Annotated in this window: 22 protein-coding genes and 3 tRNA genes; 20 read left to right on the top strand and 5 right to left on the bottom strand. The window is 57.3% G+C overall.

Features of this window, described 5'->3' with window-relative positions; translation table 11 throughout:
• Positions 1-21: 21 nt before the first annotated feature.
• The 17 genes from ndk (at position 22) to H2Z84_RS04470 (ending at position 17,111) form a co-directional block, all read left to right on the top strand.
• On the top strand, positions 22-447 hold the full coding sequence (gene ndk / locus H2Z84_RS04550) for a nucleoside-diphosphate kinase (RefSeq protein WP_181834919.1): 426 nt from the start codon (positions 22-24) through the stop codon (positions 445-447).
• A gap of 70 nt (positions 448-517) precedes the next feature.
• Positions 518-1,612, top strand: coding sequence for a dual-specificity RNA methyltransferase RlmN (gene rlmN / locus H2Z84_RS04545; protein WP_181834918.1), 1,095 nt, complete (start codon positions 518-520; stop codon positions 1,610-1,612).
• Positions 1,609-2,352: a type IV pilus biogenesis/stability protein PilW gene (gene pilW, locus H2Z84_RS04540; protein WP_258869291.1), complete on the top strand. Its 744-nt coding sequence runs from the start codon at positions 1,609-1,611 to the stop codon at positions 2,350-2,352. The genes rlmN and pilW overlap by 4 nt, the downstream gene beginning before the upstream one ends.
• Positions 2,352-3,296, top strand: a complete 945-nt coding sequence (locus tag H2Z84_RS04535; protein WP_181834916.1) for a helix-turn-helix domain-containing protein — start codon at positions 2,352-2,354, stop codon at positions 3,294-3,296. The genes pilW and H2Z84_RS04535 overlap by 1 nt, the downstream gene beginning before the upstream one ends.
• A 14-nt stretch (positions 3,297-3,310) precedes the next feature.
• Positions 3,311-4,591: a flavodoxin-dependent (E)-4-hydroxy-3-methylbut-2-enyl-diphosphate synthase gene (gene ispG, locus H2Z84_RS04530; RefSeq protein ID WP_181834915.1), complete on the top strand. Its 1,281-nt coding sequence runs from the start codon at positions 3,311-3,313 to the stop codon at positions 4,589-4,591.
• A 56-nt stretch (positions 4,592-4,647) separates the two neighbouring features.
• Positions 4,648-5,919, top strand: coding sequence for a histidine--tRNA ligase (hisS, locus tag H2Z84_RS04525; protein ID WP_181834914.1), 1,272 nt, complete (start codon positions 4,648-4,650; stop codon positions 5,917-5,919).
• 17 nt (positions 5,920-5,936) lie between these two features.
• Complete coding sequence (locus H2Z84_RS04520) at positions 5,937-6,566, top strand: YfgM family protein (protein ID WP_181834913.1); 630 nt, start codon at positions 5,937-5,939, stop codon at positions 6,564-6,566.
• A gap of 3 nt (positions 6,567-6,569) precedes the next feature.
• Positions 6,570-7,709, top strand: a complete 1,140-nt coding sequence (bamB, locus tag H2Z84_RS04515) for an outer membrane protein assembly factor BamB (protein ID WP_181834912.1) — start codon at positions 6,570-6,572, stop codon at positions 7,707-7,709.
• Positions 7,710-7,720: 11 nt separating this feature from the next.
• Positions 7,721-9,133 carry a ribosome biogenesis GTPase Der gene (gene der, locus H2Z84_RS04510; RefSeq protein WP_059287277.1) on the top strand — a complete coding sequence of 471 codons (1,413 nt, stop codon included), beginning with the start codon at positions 7,721-7,723 and terminating at the stop codon, positions 9,131-9,133.
• A gap of 89 nt (positions 9,134-9,222) precedes the next feature.
• Positions 9,223-9,480 carry an RNA chaperone Hfq gene (hfq, locus tag H2Z84_RS04505; RefSeq protein WP_045844760.1) on the top strand — a complete coding sequence of 86 codons (258 nt, stop codon included), beginning with the start codon at positions 9,223-9,225 and terminating at the stop codon, positions 9,478-9,480.
• A 141-nt stretch (positions 9,481-9,621) separates the two neighbouring features.
• Positions 9,622-10,752: a GTPase HflX gene (hflX, locus tag H2Z84_RS04500; protein ID WP_103525512.1), complete on the top strand. Its 1,131-nt coding sequence runs from the start codon at positions 9,622-9,624 to the stop codon at positions 10,750-10,752.
• Positions 10,739-11,950 carry an FtsH protease activity modulator HflK gene (hflK, locus tag H2Z84_RS04495; RefSeq protein ID WP_181834911.1) on the top strand — a complete coding sequence of 404 codons (1,212 nt, stop codon included), beginning with the start codon at positions 10,739-10,741 and terminating at the stop codon, positions 11,948-11,950. The genes hflX and hflK overlap by 14 nt, the downstream gene beginning before the upstream one ends.
• Positions 11,951-11,963: 13 nt before the next feature.
• Positions 11,964-12,833, top strand: coding sequence for a protease modulator HflC (gene hflC / locus H2Z84_RS04490; protein WP_309545434.1), 870 nt, complete (start codon positions 11,964-11,966; stop codon positions 12,831-12,833).
• Between the two features lie 111 nt (positions 12,834-12,944).
• On the top strand, positions 12,945-14,096 hold the full coding sequence (locus H2Z84_RS04485) for an ATP phosphoribosyltransferase regulatory subunit (RefSeq protein WP_181834910.1): 1,152 nt from the start codon (positions 12,945-12,947) through the stop codon (positions 14,094-14,096).
• Between the two features lie 32 nt (positions 14,097-14,128).
• A complete protein-coding gene (locus tag H2Z84_RS04480) occupies positions 14,129-15,424 on the top strand; it encodes an adenylosuccinate synthase (protein ID WP_103525508.1) in 1,296 nt (431 codons plus the stop codon).
• Positions 15,425-15,570: 146 nt separating this feature from the next.
• Complete coding sequence (locus tag H2Z84_RS04475; protein WP_181834909.1) at positions 15,571-16,623, top strand: oxidoreductase; 1,053 nt, start codon at positions 15,571-15,573, stop codon at positions 16,621-16,623.
• Positions 16,620-17,111 (top strand): heme-degrading domain-containing protein, encoded by a 492-nt coding sequence (locus tag H2Z84_RS04470; RefSeq protein WP_181834908.1) that lies wholly within the window; start codon positions 16,620-16,622, stop codon positions 17,109-17,111. Before H2Z84_RS04475 ends, H2Z84_RS04470 begins: the two co-directional genes overlap by 4 nt.
• A 10-nt stretch (positions 17,112-17,121) precedes the next feature.
• Here H2Z84_RS04470 and H2Z84_RS04465 read toward each other — a convergent pair whose 3' ends face one another.
• Positions 17,122-18,273 (bottom strand): cytochrome-c peroxidase, encoded by a 1,152-nt coding sequence (locus tag H2Z84_RS04465; protein ID WP_258869290.1) that lies wholly within the window; start codon positions 18,271-18,273, stop codon positions 17,122-17,124.
• 304 nt (positions 18,274-18,577) lie between these two features.
• Here H2Z84_RS04465 and acpA point away from each other — a divergent pair, with 304 nt between their 5' ends.
• Together acpA and H2Z84_RS04455 are read left to right on the top strand one after the other, a co-directional pair.
• The gene (gene acpA / locus H2Z84_RS04460; RefSeq protein WP_181834906.1) at positions 18,578-20,194 is read left to right on the top strand and encodes an acid phosphatase; all 1,617 of its coding nucleotides are present in this window, start codon (positions 18,578-18,580) and stop codon (positions 20,192-20,194) included.
• A gap of 173 nt (positions 20,195-20,367) precedes the next feature.
• Positions 20,368-21,786, top strand: coding sequence for an MDR family MFS transporter (locus H2Z84_RS04455; RefSeq protein ID WP_258869289.1), 1,419 nt, complete (start codon positions 20,368-20,370; stop codon positions 21,784-21,786).
• 72 nt (positions 21,787-21,858) lie between these two features.
• On the opposite strand, the gene H2Z84_RS04450 is transcribed toward H2Z84_RS04455, so the two are convergent.
• The 3 genes from H2Z84_RS04450 to H2Z84_RS04440 all read right to left on the bottom strand — a co-directional run bounded on the left by H2Z84_RS04450 (position 21,859) and on the right by H2Z84_RS04440 (position 22,226).
• Positions 21,859-21,945 (bottom strand) — tRNA-Leu (locus tag H2Z84_RS04450).
• A 57-nt stretch (positions 21,946-22,002) separates the two neighbouring features.
• Positions 22,003-22,089, bottom strand: a tRNA-Leu gene (locus H2Z84_RS04445).
• Between the two features lie 50 nt (positions 22,090-22,139).
• A tRNA-Leu gene (locus tag H2Z84_RS04440) sits at positions 22,140-22,226 on the bottom strand.
• A 76-nt stretch (positions 22,227-22,302) separates the two neighbouring features.
• Here H2Z84_RS04440 and rnr point away from each other — a divergent pair.
• Complete coding sequence (rnr, locus tag H2Z84_RS04435) at positions 22,303-24,996, top strand: ribonuclease R (RefSeq protein ID WP_181834905.1); 2,694 nt, start codon at positions 22,303-22,305, stop codon at positions 24,994-24,996.
• Positions 24,997-25,201: 205 nt separating this feature from the next.
• Here rnr and H2Z84_RS21090 read toward each other — a convergent pair.
• Positions 25,202-25,397 (bottom strand): hypothetical protein (locus tag H2Z84_RS21090; protein ID WP_220272695.1); only part of this gene is annotated, 196 nt, incomplete at its 5' end.

The raw sequence follows: 25,397 nt of genomic DNA, 5'->3' as shown, positions 1-25,397 counted from the left end.
GGGAGTATTTGGGAGATTTTTATGGCAATTGAACGTACCCTGTCCATCGTTAAGCCGGATGCCGTCGCCAAGAACGTGATTGGCAAGATCTACGACCGTTTCGAATCCGCCGGTCTGAAAATTGTTGCTGCCAAGCTGAAGCAACTGTCCCGCGCCGAAGCTGAAGGCTTCTACGCCGTACACAAAGAACGTCCTTTCTTCAAGGACCTGGTTGATTTCATGGTTTCCGGCCCGGTGATGATCCAGGCTCTGGAAGGTGAAAACGCCATCGCCAAGAACCGCGAACTGATGGGCGCTACCGATCCGAAAAAGGCTGACGCCGGCACCATCCGCGCCGATTTCGCCGATTCCATCGACGCTAATGCCGTTCATGGTTCCGACAGCGCCGAAAATGCAGCAATCGAAGTGGCTTATTTCTTTGCCTCTTCCGAGGTTTACTCCCGTTAATCTCGTTTTGCCGCTTTGAGTTGTACCGGGCGGCAGCCATTCAGGCTGCCGCTGTTTTACCGAGGACTGCATGAAAACCAACCTGCTCGACTTCAATCTGGACCAGTTGACCGAACACTTTGCTGCTATGGGAGAGAAGCCCTTCCGTGCCAAGCAGGTGATGCGCTGGATGCACCAGATGGGCGAAGACGATTTCGACGCGATGACTGACCTAGCCAAAAGCCTGCGTGCCAAACTGCACGAGCGGGCCGAGGTGCGCGTACCGTCGTTGATGACCGGGCAGGCGTCCAGTGATGGTACCCGCAAGTGGCTGCTCGACGTCGGCACCGGCAACGGTGTGGAAACCGTGTTCATCCCGGAGGACGAGCGCGGCACCTTGTGCGTGTCATCCCAGGTGGGCTGTGCGTTGGAGTGTACTTTCTGCTCCACCGGCCGCCAGGGTTTCAACCGCAACCTGAGTACCGCCGAAATTATCGGCCAGCTGTGGTGGGCCAACAAGGCGATGGGGATTACCCCGAAAAATGAACGCGTAGTGTCCAATGTGGTGATGATGGGCATGGGTGAACCACTGGCCAACTTTGACAATGTGGTCAGCGCGCTGCAAATCATGCTGGACGATCACGGCTACGGCCTCAGCCGCCGCCGCGTGACGCTGTCTACCTCCGGCCTGGTGCCGCAGATGGATCGGCTGCGTGAAGCCTGTCCGGTGGCGCTGGCAGTCAGCCTGCATGCGCCGAATGATGCCATTCGCGATGAAATCGTCCCCATCAACAAGAAATACCCGCTGAAGGAATTGATGGCGGCCTGCCAGCGTTATCTGGAAAAGGCCCCGCGCGATTTCATCACCTTTGAATATGTCATGCTGGACGGCATCAATGATCGTCCGGAACATGCCCGGCAGTTGCTGGAACTGGTACGTGACGTACCATGCAAATTCAACTTGATTCCCTTCAATCCTTTCCCCAATTCCGGTTACGATCGCTCCAGCAATAATGCGATCCGCATCTTCCGCGAATTGTTGCAGGAACAGGGTTACGTGGTTACCGTAAGAAAAACCCGTGGCGATGACATTGACGCTGCCTGTGGTCAACTGGCCGGACAGGTGATGGACAAGACCAAGCGTCAGGTTAAATGGATGCAGATAGCCCAGGAGCGCGAGGAATGAGCAAGTGGCGAGTGTGGATGGCGGTGTGCCTGTTGGCGTATTCCCTTGTCGCATTCGCCGCGCCAGCCAACCGCAAACTGGCGGAAATCCGCAGCCAGCTGGCTGTGGAATATGCCGGGCTGGGCAATCTGCCAATAGCACTGGAGTCCGCCAATGAGGCGGTGCAAGCCGACGACAGCTTTGTCGGTGCCTATCTGACCCGGGCCTATGTGTACAACCTGATGCATCTGGATAGCGATGCGGAGAAGAACTTTCTTAAGGCGCTACAGGTCGATTCCTCCAGTCCAGAGGCAAATAATGATTACGGCCAGTTTCTGTGCGAACATGAGCGCCCACGGGTGGCCATGGATTATTTCGCCAAGGCGCTAGCCAACCCACTGTATCAGACACCCCAAACGGCCTATCTCAATATGGGCCGTTGCAGTGTCAAGCTGGGTGAAACCACCCAGGCCAACGATTACCTGCTGACCGCCTTGCAGCTGGCCCCCAATTATTTGCCCGCATTGCGCGAACTGGCTGCTTTGCATCTGGAGTTGGGCAATGCCAAACTGGCGTCCTTTTATTTCGGCCGCCTGCAACAGGCTGCAGGCAATGCGCCGCAGGGAGCCGATGTACTGTGGCTGGGTGTGCAGATTGCCAGGAAAGGGGGAGACCGGGTGCATGAGGCGGAGTATTCCTCTGCGCTGAAAAGCCGCTATCCGGACTCCAAGGAAACACAACTGTTGTTGAGCGGAAGCTGATGATGGAACAGGAAGCGCATGGCCAGTCGACCAGACTGGGTGTTGGCGCCGCGCTGAAAGCAGCGCGCGAACAAGCCGGCATGAGTCTGGGTGAAGTGGCTGAACGGCTGAAACTGTCTGTCCGGCAGTTGGATGCCATCGAAAAAGATGACTTCCAGCAATTGCCGGGTGCAACGTTCGTACGTGGTTTTGTCAGAAATTATGCCCGTTTTCTCAAGGTCGATTCCGAACCCTTGATGGCGCAGCTGGAAGAACATTTTCCTTCTGCGGTCAATGACGTGGTCAATCTGGTAAAGCATGAGCAGGCCGGCGAGCCGCCCAGCATGGCCGACACGCTGGCCCGGGTGTCGTCGCCGGGCCGTGGTGCTGGCAAGTCCGGCAAATGGCTGCTGCTGTTGGTGCTGGCTGCTGTCGTGGCTGGCGGTGCAGTGTGGCTGGCTAGCCTGCAAGGCAAGTCTGTCCCCGTGGCTGAGCAGACATTGCAGCCCATGCTGACGCAGCAGACTGCTTCTGCCGTTGCAGCATCGGCGCCGATGTCGGCCTCGGCCTCGGCTGCGGTAGCGGTAGAGCCGGCCACAACGCCGGCTGCAGCCAGTCAGTCTGTTGCTCAGCCGACTACCCTAGCTTCTCCGGCAGTGACTGCTAGTGCAGCCGCTGCTGTCAGTACCGGCAAAACGCCTGCCAGTGCGGCGGCGGCTGATAGTGCCACTGGGCATATTCAACTGAATGCTCAGCAGGCTGCGTGGATTTCGGTAATCGATGCCACCGGCAAAAAACTGCAATTCGGCATACTGGAGGCCGGCAGCAGCAAGGAATTGAGCGGCACGCCGCCTTTCCAGCTGAAAATTGGCAATGCCGCCCAGGTACAGCTCAGCTTTAACGGACAGCCCGTCGCTCTGACGGACAAGATTCGTGGCACTACCGCCAAAATTGAACTCAAGTAGATGCGGATTTTTGCATGAATAGCGTGAATATCGCGCGACGTCCCACCCGCCAGGTCAGGGTGGGACATGTCATGGTGGGGTCGGATGCACCGGTTGTGGTGCAGTCCATGACCAATACCGACACGGCAGATGCCATCGCGACTGTTGAACAGGTTTACCAGTTGTCCCAGGCAGGCTCCGAGCTGGTACGCATTACCGTGAACTCGCCGGAAGCTGCGGCACGGGTGGCGGAAATCCGCCAACGGCTGGATGACATGGGTTGCAATGTGCCTCTGGTGGGCGACTTCCACTTCAATGGCGAGCGCCTGCTGAAAGACTATCCGGACTGCGCCCGCGCACTGGCCAAATACCGGATCAACCCGGGCAATGTCGGCAAGGGTGCCAAGGGCGACGACAAGTTTGCCTTCATGATCCGCACCGCGGCCGAACTGGACAAGCCGGTACGCATTGGCGTCAACTGGGGCAGCCTGGATCAGGTACTGTTGGCGCGCATGCTGGACGCCAACAACAGCAAGCCGCAGCCCTTGCCGTTGGAACTGGTGATGCGCGAGGCGCTGATCGTCTCGGCGCTGGAGTCCGCAGACAAGGCGATGGAACTGGGCCTGCCCGCTGACAACATCCTGCTGTCGTGCAAGGTCAGCAATGTGCAGGACCTGATCACCGTTTACCGCGATCTGGGCAGCCGTTGCGATTTCCCGCTGCATCTGGGCCTGACCGAGGCCGGCATGGGCAGCAAGGGCATTGTGGCTTCGTCTGCCGCCCTGGCCATCCTGCTGCAAGAAGGCATTGGTGACACCATCCGCATTTCGCTGACCCCGCAACCGGGCGAAGCGCGCACCCGTGAAGTCATCGTGGCGCAGGAACTGCTGCAAACCATGGGTTTGCGCAGCTTTACCCCGCTGGTGACGGCCTGTCCCGGCTGTGGGCGCACCACCAGCACCTTCTTCCAGGAACTGGCCGACCAGATCCAGAGCTATCTGCGCGAGCAGATGCCGATCTGGCGCTTGCAGTACCCCGGTGTGGAAGACATGAAAGTGGCGGTGATGGGCTGCGTGGTCAATGGCCCGGGCGAAAGCAAGCTGGCCGATATCGGCATCTCCCTGCCTGGCACCGGTGAAGTGCCGGTGGCGCCGGTGTATGTGGATGGCCAGAAGGGCGTAACGCTGAAGGGCGACAATATCGCAGGCGAATTCAAGGCGCTGGTCGACGATTATGTGCAGACTCGCTACGGCGAAGGTGGCAGCAAGCGTCGTGAAAGCAGCAGCCGTATCATTCCGATTCAGCCGCAACGCTGAGCGGACCAGCTGGCTCCGGTGACAAGATCAATCGAATAGCAAAAAGAACTGAATAAATGGCGCAAAAATTGCAGGCAATCAAGGGCATGAATGATGTGCTGCCCGCCGAATCCTACCAATGGGAATATTTTGAAGGTGTGCTGCGCAAGCTGCTGGCCGACTATGGCTATCAGAACATCCGCACCCCCATCGTGGAAACTACCCCGTTGTTTGTGCGCGCCATCGGCGAAGTGACCGACGTGGTCGAGAAGGAAATGTATACCTTCATCGACAGCCTCAACGGCGACAGCCTGACGCTGCGTCCGGAAGGCACCGCCGGCACCCTGCGCGCGGTGGTTGAACACACCCTGCTGTACAACACCACGCAAAAGCTGTGGTACATGGGCCCGATGTTCCGTCACGAAAAGCCGCAAAAAGGCCGCTACCGCCAGTTCCACCAGATGGGTATCGAGGCACTGGGCTTTGCCGGCCCGGATATCGACGCCGAAATCATCGCCATGACCGCCGACCTGTGGCAGCGCCTGGGTCTGAGCCAGTATGTGCGTCTGGAAATCAACTCGCTGGGCAATGCCGAAGAGCGCGCAGCCCATCGTGAGGCGCTGATTGCTTACCTGGAAGGCTTTGTCGACATTCTGGACGAAGACGGCAAGCGCCGGCTGTATACCAATCCGCTGCGCGTGCTGGATACCAAGAACCCGGCCTTGCAAGAGATGGCAGACCAGGCACCGCGCCTGTCGGATTATCTGGGCGAGCAGTCGCGCGCCCACTATGAAGGCTGGAAGAGCATGATCGCCAGTCTGGGCATAGACTTCGTGGAAAATCCGCGACTGGTACGCGGGCTGGATTATTACAACCAATCGGTATTCGAGTGGGTCACCACCGAACTGGGTGCGCAGGGCACGGTTTGTGCCGGCGGCCGCTACGATGGCCTGATTGAACAGCTGGGTGGCAAGCCGGCACCTGGCATCGGTTTTGGCATGGGCCTGGAACGTGTACTGCTGCTGTTGCAGGACAAGGGCCTGTTGCCGGCCGCCCGCAGCGTCGATGTCTACATCGTGCAGCAAGGCACAGGCGCGGCCATGTATGCCATGAAGCTGGCACAGCAACTGCGTACGGCTGGCCTGTCCGTCATCCAGCATCTGGGTGAGGGTAGTTTCAAGTCGCAAATGAAAAAGGCCGATGGCAGCGGTGCGGAATTTGCCGTCATCATCGGTGAAAACGAAATGGCTGCCGGTCAGGCTGTCGTCAAACCGATGCGTGCCGATGCAGCGCAGCAGACGGTGGCGCTGGATCAGGTAGCTTCGACCATTGCCGCAATCAAGGCTTGATATAAGGGGGGTGCGCCATGGCGTACGACTTGCAGGAACAGGAACAGATCGACTCCATGAAGGCCTTCTGGCAACAGTGGGGCAAGCTCATCAGCGGTGCAGTAGTCGCCATTAGTGTGGCTTATCTGGGTTACAAGGCTTTTGGCTATTACCAGAGCGCACAAGCCAGCAAGGCCGCCGTGGTGTTTGCTGATGTCGAGCAGGCAGCCCAGAGCCAGGACCTGGCCAAGGTGAAAAGCTCGGCCGGCTTGCTGCAGTCGGATTATTCTTCCACCGCCTACGCTGCAGATGCTGCCTTGCTGGCGGCCAAGGTGGCTTTCGAAAAGAATGATCTGGCCACCGCCCAGGCACAGCTGTCCTGGGTGGTGCAAAACGTGAAGGACGAATCCATGGTGGCCGTCGCTCATTTGCGACTGGCTACCATCGAGCTGGATCAAAAGCGCTATGATGCAGCGATTGCCGAACTGGGCCAGGCGCATCCCAGCGCATTTGATGCGCTGTTCCTGGATCAAAAGGGTGATGTGCACGCTGCCAAGGGCGACAAGGCTGCGGCACGCGATGCTTATAAGGCCGCCCTGGCCAAGCTGGTAGGCGAATCGCCCAACCGCCAGTTCATACAGACCAAACTCGACGCACTGGGAGGTTAATTGATGCGCCGCCAACTGCTGGTTACTGCTGTTCTTTCCTCGTTCTTGCTGGCCGGCTGCGCCAGCTGGTTTGAAAGTTCTTCCGCTGCTAAACCCACACCGCTGGCGGCCATCAAGCCCATCCAGGCCTTGAATGTGAAATGGACGCTGTCGCAAGCAGCCTCTGGCAGCGGTTTTACCCCGGTTTACACCAATGGCAATGTGGTGTCGGCTGATGCTTCCGGTCATATTCGTACTGTCGATGCACTGTCTGGCCGTATCAGCGCCGATGTCTCACTCAAGCGCGATTTATCCTCTGGTGTTGCCGTTGTCGGCGATACCGTTTTTGTCGGTAGCCAGGATGGCAAATTGCTGGCCGTGGATCGCAGCAGCGGCAAGACACTGTGGGAGCAGTCGCTCACCAGCGTAATGCTGGAAGCACCGCAAGTGGCTGGTGGCATGGTGGTAGTACGCAGCAACGATGGCCGCCTGACCGGTTTTAGCCTGGCTGACGGCAAGCAGCAATGGTCGATTGCCCATGCCCAGCCGCAACTGCTGGTGCGCAATACCGGCTCGATGCAGGCGGTAGGCAACGAAGCCGTCATGGTGGGCCTGCCTGGTGGCAAGCTGGACATCATCAGTCCGGCCAACGGCAATACGCTGTGGGAAGGGGTGGTGGCCAATCCACGTGGTGCTACCGAACTGGAGCGCATCACTGATATCACCAGCCGTCCGGTCTACGACGGCGGGCAAGTCTGCAGCGTGGCCTATCAGGGGCGTGTAGCCTGCTTCGATGCCAAGAGCGGCAGCCTGATGTGGGCACGCGAACAGTCCTCCAGCCGCGGAGTAGCGCTGGATGCCAGCAAATTGTATGTAACTGCGGAAGACGGCTCGGTCTGGGCCTATGACCGCAGTACCGGTCGCAGCCTGTGGAAGACCGATGCCCTGAAATTCCGCAATGTATCCGGCCCCGCCATGCTCGGACGTTTTGTCCTGGTGATCGATGGTGAAGGCTATGGCCACCTGCTGTCCAATGAGAGCGGCAGTCTGGTGGACCGTGTGAAACTTGGCAGCGAAGGCGCAACCGCCCAGCCCGTCTCCCTGGGCGCATCTGCCCTGGTGCAGGGGCAAAATGGTCGCCTGTCGCTGCTGTCTATTGAGTAAAAGCTGTAACCATGAAACCTACCGTAGCGCTGGTCGGCCGCCCCAATGTGGGCAAGTCGACCCTTTTCAACCGGCTGACCCGCAGCCGTGACGCCCTGGTCGCCGACCAGCCTGGCCTGACCCGCGACCGCCATTACGGCCATGGTCGAGTGGGAGGAAAACCGTACCTGGTGGTTGACACCGGCGGCTTTGAGCCGGTAGTGGATGAAGGCATTCTGTTCGAAATGGCCAAGCAGACCCTGCAGGCCGTAGATGAAGCTGATGCCGTGGTATTCCTGGTGGATGGCCGTACCGGCATCACACCGCAGGACAAGATCATTGCCAATCGCCTGCGCCAGATCGACCGCCCGGTATTCCTGGTGGTCAACAAGGCCGAAGGCATTAGCCATGCCATTGCCAGCGCGGAATTCCACGAACTGGCTCTGGGCCAGCCGCTGGTGATTTCTGCCGCGCATGGTGATGGTGTGCGCGAGCTGATGGAAATGGTGCTGGAAGACTTCCCTGACGAAGTGGAAGAAGAAGCCCGTTACCATCCCAAATTCGCCGTGATCGGCCGCCCCAATGTCGGCAAGTCGACGCTGGTCAATGCCATTCTGGGCGAAGAGCGTGTCATCGCCTTTGACCAGGCCGGCACCACGCGTGACAGCATCTATATTGATTTCGAGCGGGATGACCATACCTATACCATCATCGATACCGCCGGCGTGCGGCGTCGTGGCAAGGTCAGCGAAGCCATCGAAAAGTTTTCCATCATCAAGACCATGAAGGCCATCGAAGATGCCAACGTGGCGGTGCTGGTACTGGATGCGCAGCTGGACATCTCCGAGCAGGATGCCACCATCGCTGGTTTCGCGCTGGAAGCAGGTCGCGCTTTGGTGGTGGCGGTGAACAAGTGGGACAACCTGGACTTCGAGAAAAAGGAAACCGTGAAGCGGGAAATCGCCCGTAAGATCAGTTTCCTCGATTTTGCCAAGTTCCATTACATCTCGGCCATCGAAGGCCGTGGTGTGACCGATCTGTTCAAATCCATCGATGAAGCCTATCAGGCAGCCATGGTCAAGCTGGCCACGCCCAAGCTGACGCGGGTACTGAATGTTGCAGTGGAACGTCAGGCACCGCCGCGCTCGGGTCTGATGCGGCCCAAGATGCGTTATGCTCACCAAGGCGGCATGAATCCACCTATCATCGTGATTCATGGCAATGCGCTGGATGCGATCCCGGCCAGTTACACGCGTTATCTGGAACATACCTTCCGCAAGGTGTTCAAACTGCAGGGCACGCCGCTGCGTGTGCAGTACAAAACCTCGGAAAACCCCTTCGATACTGAAGAATCCAAGGAAAAGTCCCGGGCCAAACCGAAGCCGATGTCTAAGCTGCGTGGACGCGAGAAGGAAGTACGCTGGGGCAAGAGTGGTAAAAAATAGTAGGCTGGGTTTTTTTCTGCTAAAAATAAGCATACCAGCCGGGCTTTAAAGATTATTTAATACAACAATCAACGATTCGGAGAAAACGAATGAGCTCTAAAGGGCAAATGTTACAAGACCCGTTCCTGAATATTCTGCGTAAGGAACATGTGCCGGTATCCATCTATCTGGTGAACGGTATCAAACTGCAGGGTCAGGTTGAGTCTTTTGACCAATACGTAGTGCTGTTGAAGAACACGGTTACCCAGATGGTGTACAAGCATGCCATCTCTACCGTTGTTCCGGCCCGTCCGGTTAACATCCCGCACGAACATCCGGGTCAGAAGCAGGATCAGCAAGACGCCTGATCAGGCTGATCGCTGCATCCCCGCGGGCCGCCAGGCTGTGTCTTGCTGACACGGCTTGTCGGCCTTTTTTCATGCATGATTCTGTCGCGTATGCTTTCAGCTGCCGTGACGGCGGAATCCTCATCTACGGTTGTCTATACAGTGTTTGATCGTCCCGATATTGGAGACCAGGCAGTGCTGGTCTGTCTGGATTTTGGTGATCCCGACCATCAGGAAAATGTGGCCGAGTGTGTCGAACTGGTTGGCTCCGCCAACGTGACTGTCACCGGCATTGTCCAGGGCAAGCGTCAGCGACCCGACGCCGCCTTGTTTGCCGGCAAGGGCAAGGTGGAAGAAGTCGGCCTGATGGTGCGGGCAACCGGTGCGAATGTGGTGATCTTCAATCACCAGCTGTCGCCAGGGCAGGAACGTAATCTGGAACGTGCCTTGCAATGCCGGGTGATCGATCGCACCAGCCTGATTCTGGACATCTTTGCCCAGCGCGCCCGCAGTCACGAAGGCAAATTGCAGGTAGAACTGGCGCAGCTGTCGCATATCGCCACCCGCTTGGTGCGTGGCTGGACGCACCTGGAGCGGCAAAAGGGTGGTATCGGCCTGCGTGGCCCTGGTGAAAGCCAGTTGGAAACCGACCGCCGACTACTGGGGAATCGGGTCAAAGCACTCAAAGAGCGGCTGGCCCAGGTACAAAAACAGCGCAATACCCAGCGCCGCGGCCGCCAGCGCACCGGTATCGCATCAGTATCGATTGTCGGCTATACCAATGCCGGCAAGTCAACGCTGTTTAACGCACTGACCAAGGCCCGCAGTTATGCGGCCGACCAGCTGTTCGCCACGCTGGATACCACCAGTCGCAAGTTGTTTCTCAATACAGAAACCTCGATCATCGTTTCAGACACTGTCGGTTTTATTCGCGATTTGCCGCATACCCTGGTGGCCGCTTTCCGTGCCACACTCGAAGAAACCATTCAGGCCGATTTGCTATTGCATGTGGTGGACTCCTCCAATCCGCTACGCGATGTCCAGATAGATGAAGTCAACAAGGTACTGGCAGAAATCGGTGCCGATGGCGTGCCGCAACTGATCGTATGGAACAAGACCGATTTGCGGCAGCTCCCGGCAAGCATCGAGCGTGACCAGGAGCAGCTCGCACAGGCGGTTCGCCTCTCCGCGCTCACCGGTGAAGGGCTGGAACTCTTGCGGACAGTACTTGCCGAACGTTTGCAGTCACCTGATAACCAACACGAAGAACAAGACGAATATGTCGCAGAATGATCCAAATCGGGGACGTCAGGGCAGTGACGGTCCGCCGGACCTTGACGAAATTTTCCGTAATCTCAATCAGCGCCTGGCCCGTCTGCTGGGCGCCAAGCCATCGGGCGAACAGCCCAGCCCCGAACCACGCGCCGCCTTCAAGGGGGGGGCCATCGCCGTTGTCGGCGTGTTGGCCGCACTATGGCTGGGCAGCGGTTTTTATGTGGTGGATGCCAAGGAGCAGGGCGTGGTGTTACGCATGGGCAGTTTCAGCCGCGTGACCGATCCCGGCTTGCAGTGGCATGCACCATACCCCTTTGAAAAGGTGGAAATCGTCAATCTGACCGAGCTGCGTAGCGTGGAAGTGGGCTATCGCAGCAATGCCAAGAACAAGGTGCCGGAAGAATCGCTGATGCTGACTGCCGATCAGAACATCATCGATGTGCAATTGTCGGTGCAGTACGACGTAAAGGACCCCAAGGCCTTCCTGTTCAATAATGCCGCAGCCGATCGCAATGCCAACGACATCGTGAAGCAGGCAACCGAAACCGCCATCCGTGAAGTGGTTGGCCGCAACAAGGTGGATTTCGTCCTCAACGAAGGCCGCGCGCAGATCGCCGCCGAGTCGCAGAAAGTCATTCAGGACATTCTGGACCGTTACGCACTGGGTGTGCGCATTGCCAAGGTCAACATCAATGCGGTGCAACCGCCCGAGCAGGTCCTGGCTGCCTTCGACGACGCCGTAAAGGCGGGGCAGGACAAGGACAAGCTGCGCAATGAGGGCTTGGCTTACGCCAACGATGTGGTGCCTAAGGCCAAGGGTATGGCTGCGCGTCTTGAGCAGGAGTCAGAAGCCTATCAGCAAAAAGTGGTGTCGCAAGCGGAAGGGGATGCCTCCCGTTTCAAGCAAGTGTTGTCTGAATACAACAAGGCTCCCAAGGTCATGCGTGACCGTCTCTACCTGGACATGATGCAACAAGTAATGAGTGCTACCAGCAAGGTGATTGTCGATCAGAAAAATGGCAATAGCCTGCTTTACCTGCCGCTGGACAAGCTGACCCAGGCCGCAAGTGCTGCTATGCCTGCCAGCGCAGCACCGGCAGCGACTGCGCCTGCTCCTGCTCCCGCTGCTGCGGCTCCGGTAACACCACCGGCTCGGAGCAACAAGAGTGGCCGGGATTCCGGCCGTAGCCGCGACATTCTGGGTGGGGAGCACTGAAATGCAAAAAATCATGCCAATCCTGCTCGCTGTGCTGGGCATTCTGTTTGTAGCCAGCCTGTCGCTATTTACCGTTGACCAGCGCCAATACGCCATGGTCTTCCAATTTGGCGAAGTGGAGCGGGTGATCAAACAGCCGGGTATCCAGTTCAAGATTCCGCTGCTGCAGAATGTGCGCTATTTCGATAGCCGGGTTCTGACCATTGATGCCGAAGCACCCGAACTGTTCAATACGCGCGAGAAGAAAAACGTGCTGGTGGATAGCTATGTAAAATGGCGCATTGTCGATGTAGAACAGTTCTACAAGAGCGTGGGATCCGAGAATGCCGCCGTGGCTCGTCTCAAGCAGACCATCAACGACGGATTGCGTGCCGAGTTCGGTCAGAAGACTGTGGCTGATGTCATTTCCGGCAAACGCGACCAGGTGATGGAGACGGTTCGCAAGCGCGCAGACGCAGATGCGCGTAAAATAGGCGTGGAAATTCTCGACGTACGCTTAAAACGTGTCGATTTTCCGGATAAAATAAGCAGCTCTGTCTATGACCGCATGCAGTCGGAACGCCGTACCGTCGCCAGCCAGTTGCGTAGCGAAGGTGCTGCCGATGCCGAGCGCATCCGTGCCGAAGCGGAGAAGCAGCGCGATGTGTTGTTAGCTGATGCTTACAACAAGGCACAGCAACGCAAAGGCGAGGGCGATGCCAAGGCCGCCGCAATTTATGCGGAAGCTTATGGGCGCAGTCCGGAGTTCTATGCCTTCTGGCGCAGCATGGATGCCTACAAAGAGTCGTTCAAGAACAAGAGCGACGTGATGGTGCTGGACCCCAACAGCGAGTTCTTCAAGTACTTCAAGAACCCGCAAGCGGCGGCCAGCAAGGGCAGGTAAGCTCTGCCTGGTAGTTACAATTAGTTTTCATGACTGGCCGGACACCCCGGCCAGTTTGCCGTAAACAGGGCGGGGTGATGAATCCCGCCTTTTATTTGTCGAAACCGGAATATGCGTAACTGGCTGTTACCCGAATACATTGCAGACATCCTGCCGGCTACCGCCCGCCAGGTGGAGTCTGCCAAGGCAGCGATGCTGGAACAATTCCGCTGTGCAGGCTATGAGCTGGTCCTGCCGCCGCTGATCGAATACGTCGATTCGCTGATCGCCGAAGGTGATACTGCGCTGGACCTGAAAACCTTCAAGCTGGACGACCAGCTGTCTGGTCACCAACTGGGTCTGCGTGCCGATATCACCCCGCAGGTAGCACGTATCGATGCCCACCTGCTGGGCCATCGTACCGGCGTGACCCGTCTGTGCTATGCCGGCAGTGTGGTACATACCCGCCCCAATGGCTTGATGAGCTCGCGCCAGCCGATGCAGGTTGGCGCCGAGTTGTACGGCTATGCCGGTATCGAAGCCGATATCGAAATCATCGAACTGATGCTGTCCACGCTGGATCAGGTCAAGGTGCCGCAGTTGCGACTGGACGTTGGCCATACCGCCATCTTCCGAGGACTGGCTACGGCGGCCGGCCTGTCGCCACAGGCTACGCGCGAACTGTTTGCCGTGCTGCAAAACAAGGACGCGGCCAGCATTGCCGAACAGGTAGCCGGTCTGGCCGAGCCTTACCGCAGTGCCTTCCTTGCCCTGCCCGAGCTGTACGGTCCGGCATCGGTGCTGGAAAAAGCCCGCACCCGCCTGCCCTCGCTGCCGGAAGTCGAGCTGGCTCTGATGCAATTGACAGCCATTGCGCGTGCGTTTGAAGGCCGTGTTGCCATCAGCTTTGACCTGTCCGAGCTGCGTGGTACGCACTATCACACCGGCCTGATCTTTGCCGCCTATGCGCCTGGCTGGGCTGTGGAGCTGGCCCGTGGTGGTCGCTATGACAATGTTGGCCGTCGTTTTGGCCGTGCCCGTCCGGCGACCGGCTTCAGCCTGGATCTGCGCGATCTGATCCAGATCCTGCCGGAACGTGGCAGCGCCATGGGTGTACGTGTTGCCAATCGCCACCTGCCAGCGGCCCAGGCCGAGGTCGAGCGCCTGCGCGCTGCAGGCGAGGTAGTGATTATTGATTATCTGGGGGAATCAGCCGAGGCCATCGGCTGCAACCGTGAACTGATTCCGGCCGCTGACGGCTGGCAGATCGTCCCCTTTAACTGATTTTTAGTTTGACTGAAGAAGAGGTTTTTCCAATGTCCAAGAATGTTGTCGTGATCGGTACCCAATGGGGTGATGAAGGCAAGGGCAAGATCGTTGACTGGCTGACCGACCACGCACGTGCTGTGGTGCGTTTCCAGGGTGGTCACAATGCGGGCCATACCTTGGTGGTGAATGGCAAGAAAACCGTATTGCGCCTGATTCCGTCCGGCATCCTGCGCGAAGGTGTCGAGTGCTTTATCGGTAACGGCGTGGTGCTGTCTCCGGAGGCCCTGTTCAAGGAAATCGACGAACTGGAAGCCGCCGGCGTCAATGCTTCGGCCCGCCTGAAAATTGCCGAAGGCTGCCCGCTGATCCTGCCTTATCACGTTGCTCTGGACCAGGCACGCGAGGCCTCTTTGGGCGCTGGCAAGATCGGTACTACCGGTCGCGGCATCGGCCCTTGCTATGAAGACAAGGTAGCGCGTCGCGCACTGAAGGTGATCGACCTGTTCAATCCGGAACGCTTTGCCAGCAAGCTGAAGGAAAATGTTGATTACTACAATTTCCTGCTGACCAATCTGCTGAAGGCCGAACCGGTAAGCTACGAAGCCATCCTGGCGGATACCATGAAGCTGGCCGAGCGCATCAAGCCGATGGTGGCCGACGTGTCGCGCACCCTGTACGACATGGACAAGGCCGGTATCCCCATCCTGTTTGAAGGAGCCCAAGGCACCCTGCTGGATATCGACCACGGTACCTACCCCTTTGTGACTTCGTCCAACTGTGTGGCTGGCGCTGCTGCGCCGGGTGCCGGTGTTCCGCCGCAAATGCTCAGCTATGTACTGGGTATCGTGAAGGGCTACTGCACCCGCGTCGGTTCCGGCCCCTTCCCGAGTGAGCAGGAAAACGAGATTGGTGCCTTCTTGGCCAAGCGTGGTAACGAATTCGGTTCGGTTACCGGTCGTCCGCGTCGCTGTGGCTGGTTCGACGCCGCCGCACTCAAGCGTTCCATCCAGATCAACGGCGTGTCCGGTCTGTGTGTGATGAAGCTGGACGTCATGGATGGCCTGGAAGAGATCAAGCTGTGCGTGGGCTACAAGCTGGATGGCAAGGAAGTCGACATCCTGCCGTTTGGTTCCGATGCAGTGACCAAGTGCGAACCGGTATATGAAACCATGCCGGGCTGGACCGACTCCACTGTTGGTGCCAAGCGCTGGGAAGACTTGCCGGCTAACGCTCAGGCTTACCTGAAGCGTATCGAGGAAGTCTGCGGGGCCCCGATCGATATCGTGTCCACCGGTCCGGATCGCGAAGAAACCATCGTATTGCGTCATCCCTACGGCCTGTAAGCCTGGCATGACCCGTAAAACCCACCCTTCGCGGTGGGTTTTTTTATGGCTGCAATTCGGTATGATAGCGCTAACATCACTGTTTCTTTCCTTCCTATCAATCGCAGTTATCCGCTTTTCTGCAGATAGCACAGCCAGGATGATGCATGCCCACTCCTTTGAATGTCGTGCTCGTCGGCTATGGTTATGCCGGTAAAACCTTTCATGCCCCGTTGATTGCCGCCTGCCCGGATTTGCAGCTTTACGGCGTGGTCAGCAGCAAGGCGGACGTGCTCAGCGCAGATTGGCCAGCGCTACGGCAGTGGTCGACACTGCAACAGGCCCTGCAAGATGCGGCGGTCGATCTGGTGGTGATCGCCACTCCGAATGATCTGCATTTTTCCCAAGCCGAAGCAGCTTTGCTGGCAGGCAAGCATGTGGTGGTGGACAAACCCTTTACCCTTACCCTGACACAAGCCCGGCAGCTGGATGAGCTAGCCGGTCGGTTGGGACTGTTGCTGTCGGTATTCCATAACCGGCGCTGGGATGCCGACTTCCTCACTGTGCAAGGCTTGCTGGCAAGTGGTCGGCTGGGGAAGATCAGCCAGTTCACTTCGCACTTCGACCGCTATCGGCCACAAGTGCAGCAGCGTTGGCGAGAGCAGGGAGGCGCCGGCAGTGGTTTGTGGTACGACCTGGGGCCGCATGTGTTGGATCAGGCCTTGCAGCTGTTTGGTCAGCCGCTGGCTGTATCTGCCTATCTGGCCCAGCAGCGACCAGCAGCGCAAGCGACTGATTATTTCCATGTGCAGCTGCGTTATGCGGAAATGCATGTGGTTTTGCATGGCTCCTGCCTAGTCAGTGGCGGCATTCCCCGTTTTGCTGTGCACGGTGATCTGGCCAGTTACACCAAGTACGGGCTCGATACACAGGAGGCTGACCTCAAGCTGGGTAAAGCGGCGGGTGGGGCCGGCTGGGGTGTCGACCCCTTGCCGGGCCAGCTTTTCCTGCCAACAGCAAGCGGGACTCAGACGGAAAGCCTGCCCAATCTACCCGGTGACTATCGCGCGTATTATCGCCAACTAGCGGCGGCCATTCGTGGCGAAGCGGACAATCCGGTCACTGCTCGGCAGGCGGCCAGTGTCATGGACTGGCTGGAGCGTGCGGAATACAGTGCGGTACAGGGCAGGGACGTGAGCGCACAGGAGGTATTGCCATGAGTGTGGAAGACGATTTGCAAATCATCGCCGAGCAGGAAGCACGGTTGGAGTTCTGCCAGTTTGATTCGGATACCGTATGGGAGCTTGGCTGTCGCCTGCGTGAGGCCGCTCGCCAGTGCGGCGCGGCACTGGCCATTGTCATTACCGTTAACCAGGTGCGCCGTTTCCAACTGCTGATGGCCGGGGCCAGTGCCAACAACGAGGACTGGGCCCGCCGCAAGCATAATGTGGTGCAGAAGTTTGAACGCAGTTCGCTGGCTATCGGTTTGGACTGCCAGCGTCAACAAACCAATCTGCAGGAAAAAAACGGCTTGTCCCTGGCCGAGCATGCGACGCATGGCGGTGGTTTCCCCTTGCGGTTGCAAGGGGTGGGTTGCATTGGCTCCATCGTGGTATCCGGCCTGCCGCAACGACAGGATCACCAGTTGGTAGTCGATGTGCTGGCCAGCATGCTGGCCATCGATGATTTGCCAGCACTGGATGGCTAGCTTTTGTGCTTCATCTGCTGGCGGGTAGTACATCCGCATCAGTCAGCGTTTGCAGAAAAGCCAGCATGGCATCTATATCACGGGCATTGAATGCTGCCCGTGAGCCTGCTTTCCCACCAAAAGGTGCTTCCTGATTGATATTGCCGTGATAAGGGCTGGGCAGGTCATTGAAGCGCTGGCCTGTTTTTCCATGTCCATACCATTTGGCGGGATCGCTATCGCGGCTGGCGTAAAACTCCAGCACCTGGCGTAAATCATGGAATACGCCATTGTGGAAAAACACCTTGCGGCTGGCGACATTGCGTAGCGAAGGCGTACGGAACAGCCCGCAATACGCGTCCCGTTGCATGTCCTGCCGCAGTGGCCCGCACAGGCCCATGTCAAAATAAGCAGGATCACGATTGACTGCCAATGCCCTGTTACGTGGCACGCCCAGTGCGATCAGTCCGAAATCACTAAAGGCCGGAAAGGAGCCATCTGGCTGCCGCTGGCTGAGATGACAGGCAGCACAGTTGCCCTTGGCCGGATCGTTAAAGACCTGCAAGCCACGTAATTCCAGCTTGCTCAGTGTGGCCTGTCCGCGCAGCCAGGCATCGTATTTGCTGCTATAGGGATAAAACTCGGCCGGACTTTGCTGGAACACCTCTAGCGCCAGTACCAGTTTTCTGAATGCGGCCTGCTTGTCCTGAAAAATATCTCGGCCAAACAAGGCGGCAAATGCGCTGGCACTCGGGCTGGCCTGCAGTTGCGCAATTACCTGCTCCGGGCTGCGATTGGCCATTTCATTGGCGGACAGCAAGGGCAGGCTGGCCTGCTCATGCAGGCTGGCGGCGCGACCATCCCAGGTAAAACCACCCGTTGGCCCGGCATCTTCGCTGTCATTGCCGTCGTTATCGCGGAAATGTTCGCTGAATGGCGGTACGTTTTGCAGATAGCGCAAGGAGGGCACGGCGCGGTTACCCTGCTGTTGGCCATCCACACCACCGAACTGGGCTGGCTTGCCATCTGCTGGGCCGTAAGCATGAGCCGGGCTGTGGCAACTGGCGCAGGATTGTTTGCCGGAGGCCGAGAGCGCGGGTTCATGAAATAATTGCCGCCCCAAGGCTTCCAGTTGTTTCGCCGGTAGTGGATGGCTGTCTGCATAAAGGGCAGGCGTGGCCATCGTGTTGGCTGCCACAGGCGCGGCTGCCTGATGGCAAGCCGTCAACAGCAAGAGCAAACTCAGCCACGGCAGGAGTATGTGCAAAGCTGACGGGTGGGGAGGGCAAGACGACATGATCGAGAACTGTCTGGTTGAGTCGGCAGCAGCATACGCCAGTTTTATCTCTCCTTGATGACGTCATGGCCAGTATTAGGGGCAGGGCTGCGCCACCTTGCTTGTGCTCGGCTTTGGCCGTCTAATTCGTCCATCATACGCGTGCAACATGCTGTCGGCACAATCCCCGAACCCGCACAAGGACACAACCATGCACAACTGCAAACCCGCTCTGCTTCCCCTGGCCCTGACGGCAGCCCTTGCCGGCTGTGCCAGTAATATGCCTCAGGCTCCGGTCACCAGCGGTTCGCTGGATGTCATTCAGAATGTTGTGGTTATTTTCGCTGAAAACCGTGCCTTCGATAACCTGTATGGCCTATATCCGGGAGCCAACGGTATCCCGGGTGTCAATCCTGCCGCGCGTGGCAGCTATGTGCCACAGAAGGATTTTGATGGATCGGTATTACCGGTGCTGCCGCCGACCTGGAACGGTCTGACGGCTGCCGGCCAGCATGTCACCCTCACCCAGGCGCAAACCATGGGCTGGCCCAATAAACCCTTCCAGATTGATGATCCTGCAGGTGTAAATGGCAGCGGCGTGCAGGTGGGGCAGGATGTGGTTACCCGCGACCTGGTGCATCGCTTCTATAACAACCAGATGCAGATCAATGGCGGCAAGAATGACAAGTTTGCGGCTTATTCGGATGCGGGTGGCCTGAGCATGGGCTACTACGATGGCAGCAAGATGGCATTGTGGAAGCTGGCACGCCAGTACACGCTGGCAGATAACTTCTTCATGGGGGCGTTTGGCGGCTCTTTTCTGAATCACCAGTATCTGATCTGTGCCTGTGCGCCAAGCTATCCCAATGCCGATGCGGCAGACTCCCCGGCCAAGGATTCGATTTCTGCCATCGATACTGATGCCAAAGGACAGTTCCTGCGTCTGACACCTGCTACAGGTGCCAAGGCTTCGGTGCTGGATGGCAAGCCGACCTACAAGAACGACAGCAATCTGACGCCCAAGGATAGTCAGGGCATGTTCTATGCAGTCAACACCATGCAGCCCCTGTATCAGCCAAGTGGTAATGCACCGGGAGCCAAGGGGCCGAGCCAGTACGCCGATACCACCAAAGCCACCACGCTGCCAGCACAGACTGCCGTCACTATTGGTGATCGCCTGACAGCCAAGGGCATCAGCTGGGCCTGGTATGCTGGCGGCTGGAATGCTTCGCTGGCTCAGCGCAGCAATATCTACAACGGTGGACAGCCTAATTTCCAGGCCCATCACCAGCCTTTCAACTACTACGCCGCCTTTGATCCGCTCACACAGCAAGCTTATCGTCAAGCGCACCTGAAGGATTTCGATGCTGAATTCTTGCGCGATGCCCAAGCAGGCAGGCTGCCGACCGTGGCTTTCTACAAGCCTCAGGGCAATCTGAACCAGCATGCTGGCTATGCCAGCGTGGCGGATGGTGACGAGCACATCGCCCAGCTGATTACCAAGCTGCAACAGAGCCCGCAATGGAAGAACATGCTGATCGTGGTCACCTACGATGAAAATGGCGGGATTTATGACCATGCCCCGGTTCCAAAGGGGGATCGCTGGGGGCCGGGCAGCCGCATTCCGGCCATCATCATTTCGCCCTATGCACGCAAGGGCTTTGTCGACCATACCCAATATGACACGGCATCCATCCTGCGTTTCATCAGCCGGCGTTTCGATTTGCCTGCACTGCCGGGTGTTATCGAGCGTGATGCGAGTTTGCAGGCTAATGGCGAAGCAGTCATGGGTGACTTGAGCAATGCTCTGGAGCTGGGTATGCATTAAACCTTGCTGTAGACGTATGCGGAATGACAAAGGCAGTCCAATGGGCTGCCTTTGTTTTCTCTCGCATTTTCACAACTGCTAACACTTCTTGCTCAGATCCGTTCTGACCGCATGGGTCAAGCTGCTAGACTGAACGACACATTCCTTCGCAGACTGATGCTATGCAGTTCAAATTGGCCAGCGGCATGTTGACGCCGCTTATCATTGCCACCGCCCTGTTCATGGAAAACATGGACGCTACCGTGATCGCTACCTCTTTGCCGGCCATCGCCCGCGATTTACTGGTCGATCCCGTGGCACTCAAACTGGCACTGACATCTTATCTGGTCAGTCTGGCGGTATTCATCCCTGTTAGCGGCTGGATGGCAGACCGCTTTGGTGCCAGACGGATATTCCGCTCGGCCATTGCCGTTTTCATTCTGGGTTCAGTCCTGTGCGGTTTCAGTGGCTCGCTGGAAGGGTTTGTGCTGGCACGTTTCATACAGGGCATGGGTGGGGCGATGATGGTGCCGGTGGGCCGGCTGGTCATTTTGCGCACTACCCGTAAGGAGGAGTTGGTAAAAGCCCTGAGCTACCTCACCATTCCGGCTTTGCTCGGTCCGGTGATCGGGCCTCCGCTAGGTGGTTTCATCACAACCTACTTCCACTGGCGCTGGATTTTCTTCATCAACATTCCGATTGGGATTCTCGGCATGGTGTTGGCGGGGCGTTATATCGAGAACCTGAAAGAGGAGCATTTGCCACCCTTGGACAAAACTGGCTTCGCCCTGACCGGAATTGGCTTGTCGATGTTGATGCTGGGTTTGGCCACGGAAGGCAAGCATATGTTATCGCTGGAACTGTCGCTGGCGGTCAGCTTACTTGGAGCCCTGCTGCTGCTCGCTTACCTGTGGCATTACCGCCGTGTGGCTGATCCATTGCTGGATTTGTCCTTGTTACGCTTGCCGACATTTCACGCCAGTGTAATGGGGGGCTTTCTCATCCGGATGGGTGTCGGTGCCACGCCATTCTTGCTGCCACTGATGTTGCAGCTTGGTTTTGGCTATACGCCATTCGAATCTGGCATGCTGACCTGTTCCACTGCTATCGGGGCCATCTTCATGAAAACCATTGTGGCGAAAGTACTGGAGCGCTTTGGTTTCAAAAAAGTGCTGAGCTGGAATGCCGTGTTGGTGGCGCTGTCGATGGCGGTGTATGGTTTGTTCCGGGTGGACACGCCCCATGTGCTGATGCTGGTAGTGTTTGTGCTCGGCGGATTTTCCCGCTCGCTACAATTTACCAGCTTGAACGCCATTGCTTTTGCCGATGTAGAGCAAAGCCGCATGAGCCACGCCACTAGCTTGTCCAGTGTGGCGCAACAGTTGGCTGCCGGTTTTGGAGTGACCATGGCGGCGATGGCGCTGCAGGTGGTTGCTACTCTGCAAGGACATCAGACTCTGGTCAGTAGCGACTTTTCCTGGTCATTCTTGGTGATGGGAGGGTTGACTCTGTGCTCAGTATTTTTCTTTTTAGCCCTGGATGCCAAGTCTGGCGCTGCTTTGGCAGGAGCTCCAACCGGCAGGCTTCCACGTGCTAATGGCAGAGGAGAGTAACCCGCGCTAGCAGTGCGCCGCTGGAGAAGAAATGAAAAAAGCCGCTGATCTGAGATCAGCGGCTTTTCCAATTGGTGCCCAAGAGAAGACTCGAACTTCCACACCCTTGCGGGCGCTAGGACCTGAACCTAGTGCGTCTACCAATTCCGCCACCTGGGCAAAGCAAATTGTATGTACTGCAAGCCGACTATATTAAAGCCAACCTTAATAAATCGTTGGTGCCCAAGAGAAGACTCGAACTTCCACACCCTTGCGGGCGCTAGGACCTGAACCTAGTGCGTCTACCAATTCCGCCACCTGGGCAAACCAAATTTTTCATTGCAACAGCAATAAGACTATATAATACAGCTGAATGGTGCCCAAGAGAAGACTCGAACTTCCACACCCTTGCGGGCGCTAGGACCTGAACCTAGTGCGTCTACCAATTCCGCCACCTGGGCACTGCTTTGCTGTATCATTCTGTTGCTGTAGTGCTGCAACGAGATGCGAATTATAAACAAGTTTCTGAGGGTGTCAATGGCCCAATCTGCAAAAAAACAAAAAAATACATCCCTGCGTTTGCAGGATCCTTTCTTGGAACGAGAAAAACTCAAATATTCCAATCCTTTACCTAGCCGGGAGTTTGTTCTGAAACTCCTGGAAGAACGTGGTGTGCCGCTGTTCCCAGATGAGTTAGCCACCATGTTGTCCATCCAGAATAACGAACTGGGCTTCTTCGAGCGCCGCCTGCTGGCGATGGAGCGAGAAGGCCAGATCATCATCAATCGCAAAGGCGCTATTTGCGCCGCAGAAAAACTCGATCTGATCAAGTGTAAAGTTTCCGGCCACCGCGACGGCTTTGGTTTTGGCTTGCCTGATGAGGGCGAAGGCACAGGCGTGGACATCTTCCTGCCAGAACGTGAAATGAAAAAAGCCATGCATGGCGACCGGGTACTGGTACGGGCATCTGGTGTGGATCGGCGTGGTCGGCAGGAAGGCAAGATTGTCGAGGTGTTGGATCATGCGGTGAGCAAGCTGGTGGGCCGTATTCATCAGGAGCGTGGTGTGTGGATTGTCACGCCTGAGGATCGCCGTATCAGTCATGAAGTCCTGATTGAACCAGGCAGCCAGGGAGAGGCTAAGCATGGTCAGGTAGTGATGGTGGAAATCCTGCAGTATCCGGATGCCTATCGTCAGCCGGTAGCCAAGGTAGTCGAAGTGCTAGGTAATTACGCCGATCCGGGTATGGAAATCGAAATTGCCTTGCGCAAGCATGCCTTGCCACATGAGTTTCCCGAGGATGTCGTAGCTCAAGCCAAGGCAACGCCGAAAAAGGTACGCAAAAAAGACCTCACCGCCGAACGAGTGGATCTGCGCCATTTGCCTCTGGTAACTATCGACGGTGAAACCGCACGCGACTTCGATGATGCCGTCTATGCCGAGAAGCAGGGCAAGGGGTTCCGTTTGATCGTCGCCATTGCCGATGTCAGCCACTATGTTCAGCCTGGCGATGCTCTTGATGCCGAGGCGTTGCAGCGTGGTACTTCGGTTTACTTTCCTCGCCGTGTGATCCCGATGTTGCCGGAAGCGCTTTCCAATGGCATTTGTTCACTGAATCCCGACGTCGAGCGCCTGTGTATGGTGTGTGACATGCAGATCAATGGCAAGGGTGAGGTCAAACGCTATCAGTTTTATCCGGCGGTGATGTTGTCTAAGGCGCGCCTGACTTATACCCAGGTGTGGGACTGGATACAGCATGGCACGGATAACGCGCTGCTGCCGAATATCCAGACACTCTATAGTCTGTTCAAGGTTTTGCTGGCTGCCCGTGCCAAACGTGGTGCGATTGAGTTTGACTCGGTTGAAACCCAGATGCTCTTCAACGAGCAGGGCAAAATCGACAAGATCGTGCCGGTAGTGCGTAGCGATGCACACCGTCTGATTGAAGAGTGCATGCTTTCCGCCAATGTCTGCGCTGCCGACTTCTTGCTCAAGAGCAAGCAGAAGTGTCTGTACCGCGTACATGAAGGCCCTACGCCGGAAAAACTGGAAAATCTACGCAACTATCTGCAGCTGGTTGGTTTGACGCTGGGAGGCAACGACAAGCCGTCTGCCAAAGACTACGCCAAGCTGGCGGAGCAGATTCACGGTCGACCGGATGCACCTGTGCTGCAGACCATGCTGCTGCGTTCCATGCAGCAAGCGGTCTATACGCCAGACAACAACGGCCACTTTGGCCTGGCGTATGAGGCTTATACCCATTTCACCTCGCCGATTCGTCGCTATCCTGACTTATTGGTACATCGCTCTATTAAAGCGATATTGCAAGGTGGGAAGTACAAGCCGGGCAAGTGGGCGCAGTTGGGTATACATTGCTCGATGACTGAGCGACGCGCAGACGATGCCAGCCGTGATGTCGAGTCTTGGCTCAAGACTTATTATATGCAGGACAAGATCGGTGAAGTCTTCCAGGGCAAGATCAGTGCGGTGACCAGCTTTGGTGTGTTCGTTCTGCTGGACAATGTTTATGCCGAAGGTTTGGTGCACATTTCCGAACTGGGCAAGGACTACTTCCACTTCCGCAAGGATATCCAGGCTATCGTCGGGGAGAAGAGTGGGGTGCAGTACCGTTTGGGTGACACATTGACGGTGAAAGTCATGAGCGCCAATCTGGAGACTGCACAAGTTGACTTTGCACTGGTGCGTGAAACGACCGAAGCAGGGTTGTCGACTCCGCCGACCCACACCGCCAAGCGCGAACAGCAAAAGCATGGACATCGTGGTGGCAATAATAATCACAAGCAGGCCGGGCAAGGTGGTCATGGTCGTACCCGTCATGGGCGACACACAGGTGTCACAAGCGAGGCGGTAAAGCCTGTAGCCAATGCACCGCGTCGCCAGCCGGCTGGTCCGAAAGTTGAGCCGGTTGTTGAGCAGCCAGTCTTGCCGCCGGTCGCGGCTCTGCCGAAGTCACCGGCAGGTCGGCGTAAACCAGCTGTTGCACCAGTCCGTCAGCAGACGCCGATCACCACAGAAGCAGCGGCTCCGGTTAAGCAGGCTCCTGCTCGACGCCGCAAATCGGCTGTTACGGATGTTCCGCCTGTCGTGCCTGCTGTCACTCCGGCTCCGCGTGTGCGTGGCAAACCGGCGGCGGCTGGTGGCGAGGCTGCCGTTACACCGGCACCTCGCAGCCGGCGCCGTACGATTAACAAAAACACAGGTGAAGAGTGATCCTCTCCTTGTATTAATCAGGATTGATAAACAAAGCCCGGCCCAGCCGGGCTTTTTGCTGCCGGTGCCGGTGCGGTGCCCCCCCTTTTGCGTCAGCCAGACTGGTTTTCAGTACTCGGCATAGCCGCTACTCCACGCATTGCTGTGCACTCGCAGCAAAGCTGTAATAAAACCCCGTCGGCATAGTTGTTTGCCCCTCAGTCACTTAGCGCGCTGCGGGGCGGTATTCGGCCGGAATCTGCAGATTTCTTCGCACAAAGTGTTGACGAGGGTAGGTGGTGGCGGTATAGTTCGCCTCCTCAGCAGACAACGCAGCGACGGAAACGAAACGCAGCGACCTGCACCGCTCTTTAAAAAACAGAATAACCGATAGGTGTGAGTACTTGGCGAAAGCCAAATAC

The sequence above is a fragment of the Aquitalea aquatica genome (assembly GCF_013911085.1).
Classification (GTDB): domain Bacteria; phylum Pseudomonadota; class Gammaproteobacteria; order Burkholderiales; family Chromobacteriaceae; genus Aquitalea; species Aquitalea aquatica.
This window is presented reverse-complemented; position numbering and strand designations above follow the sequence as displayed.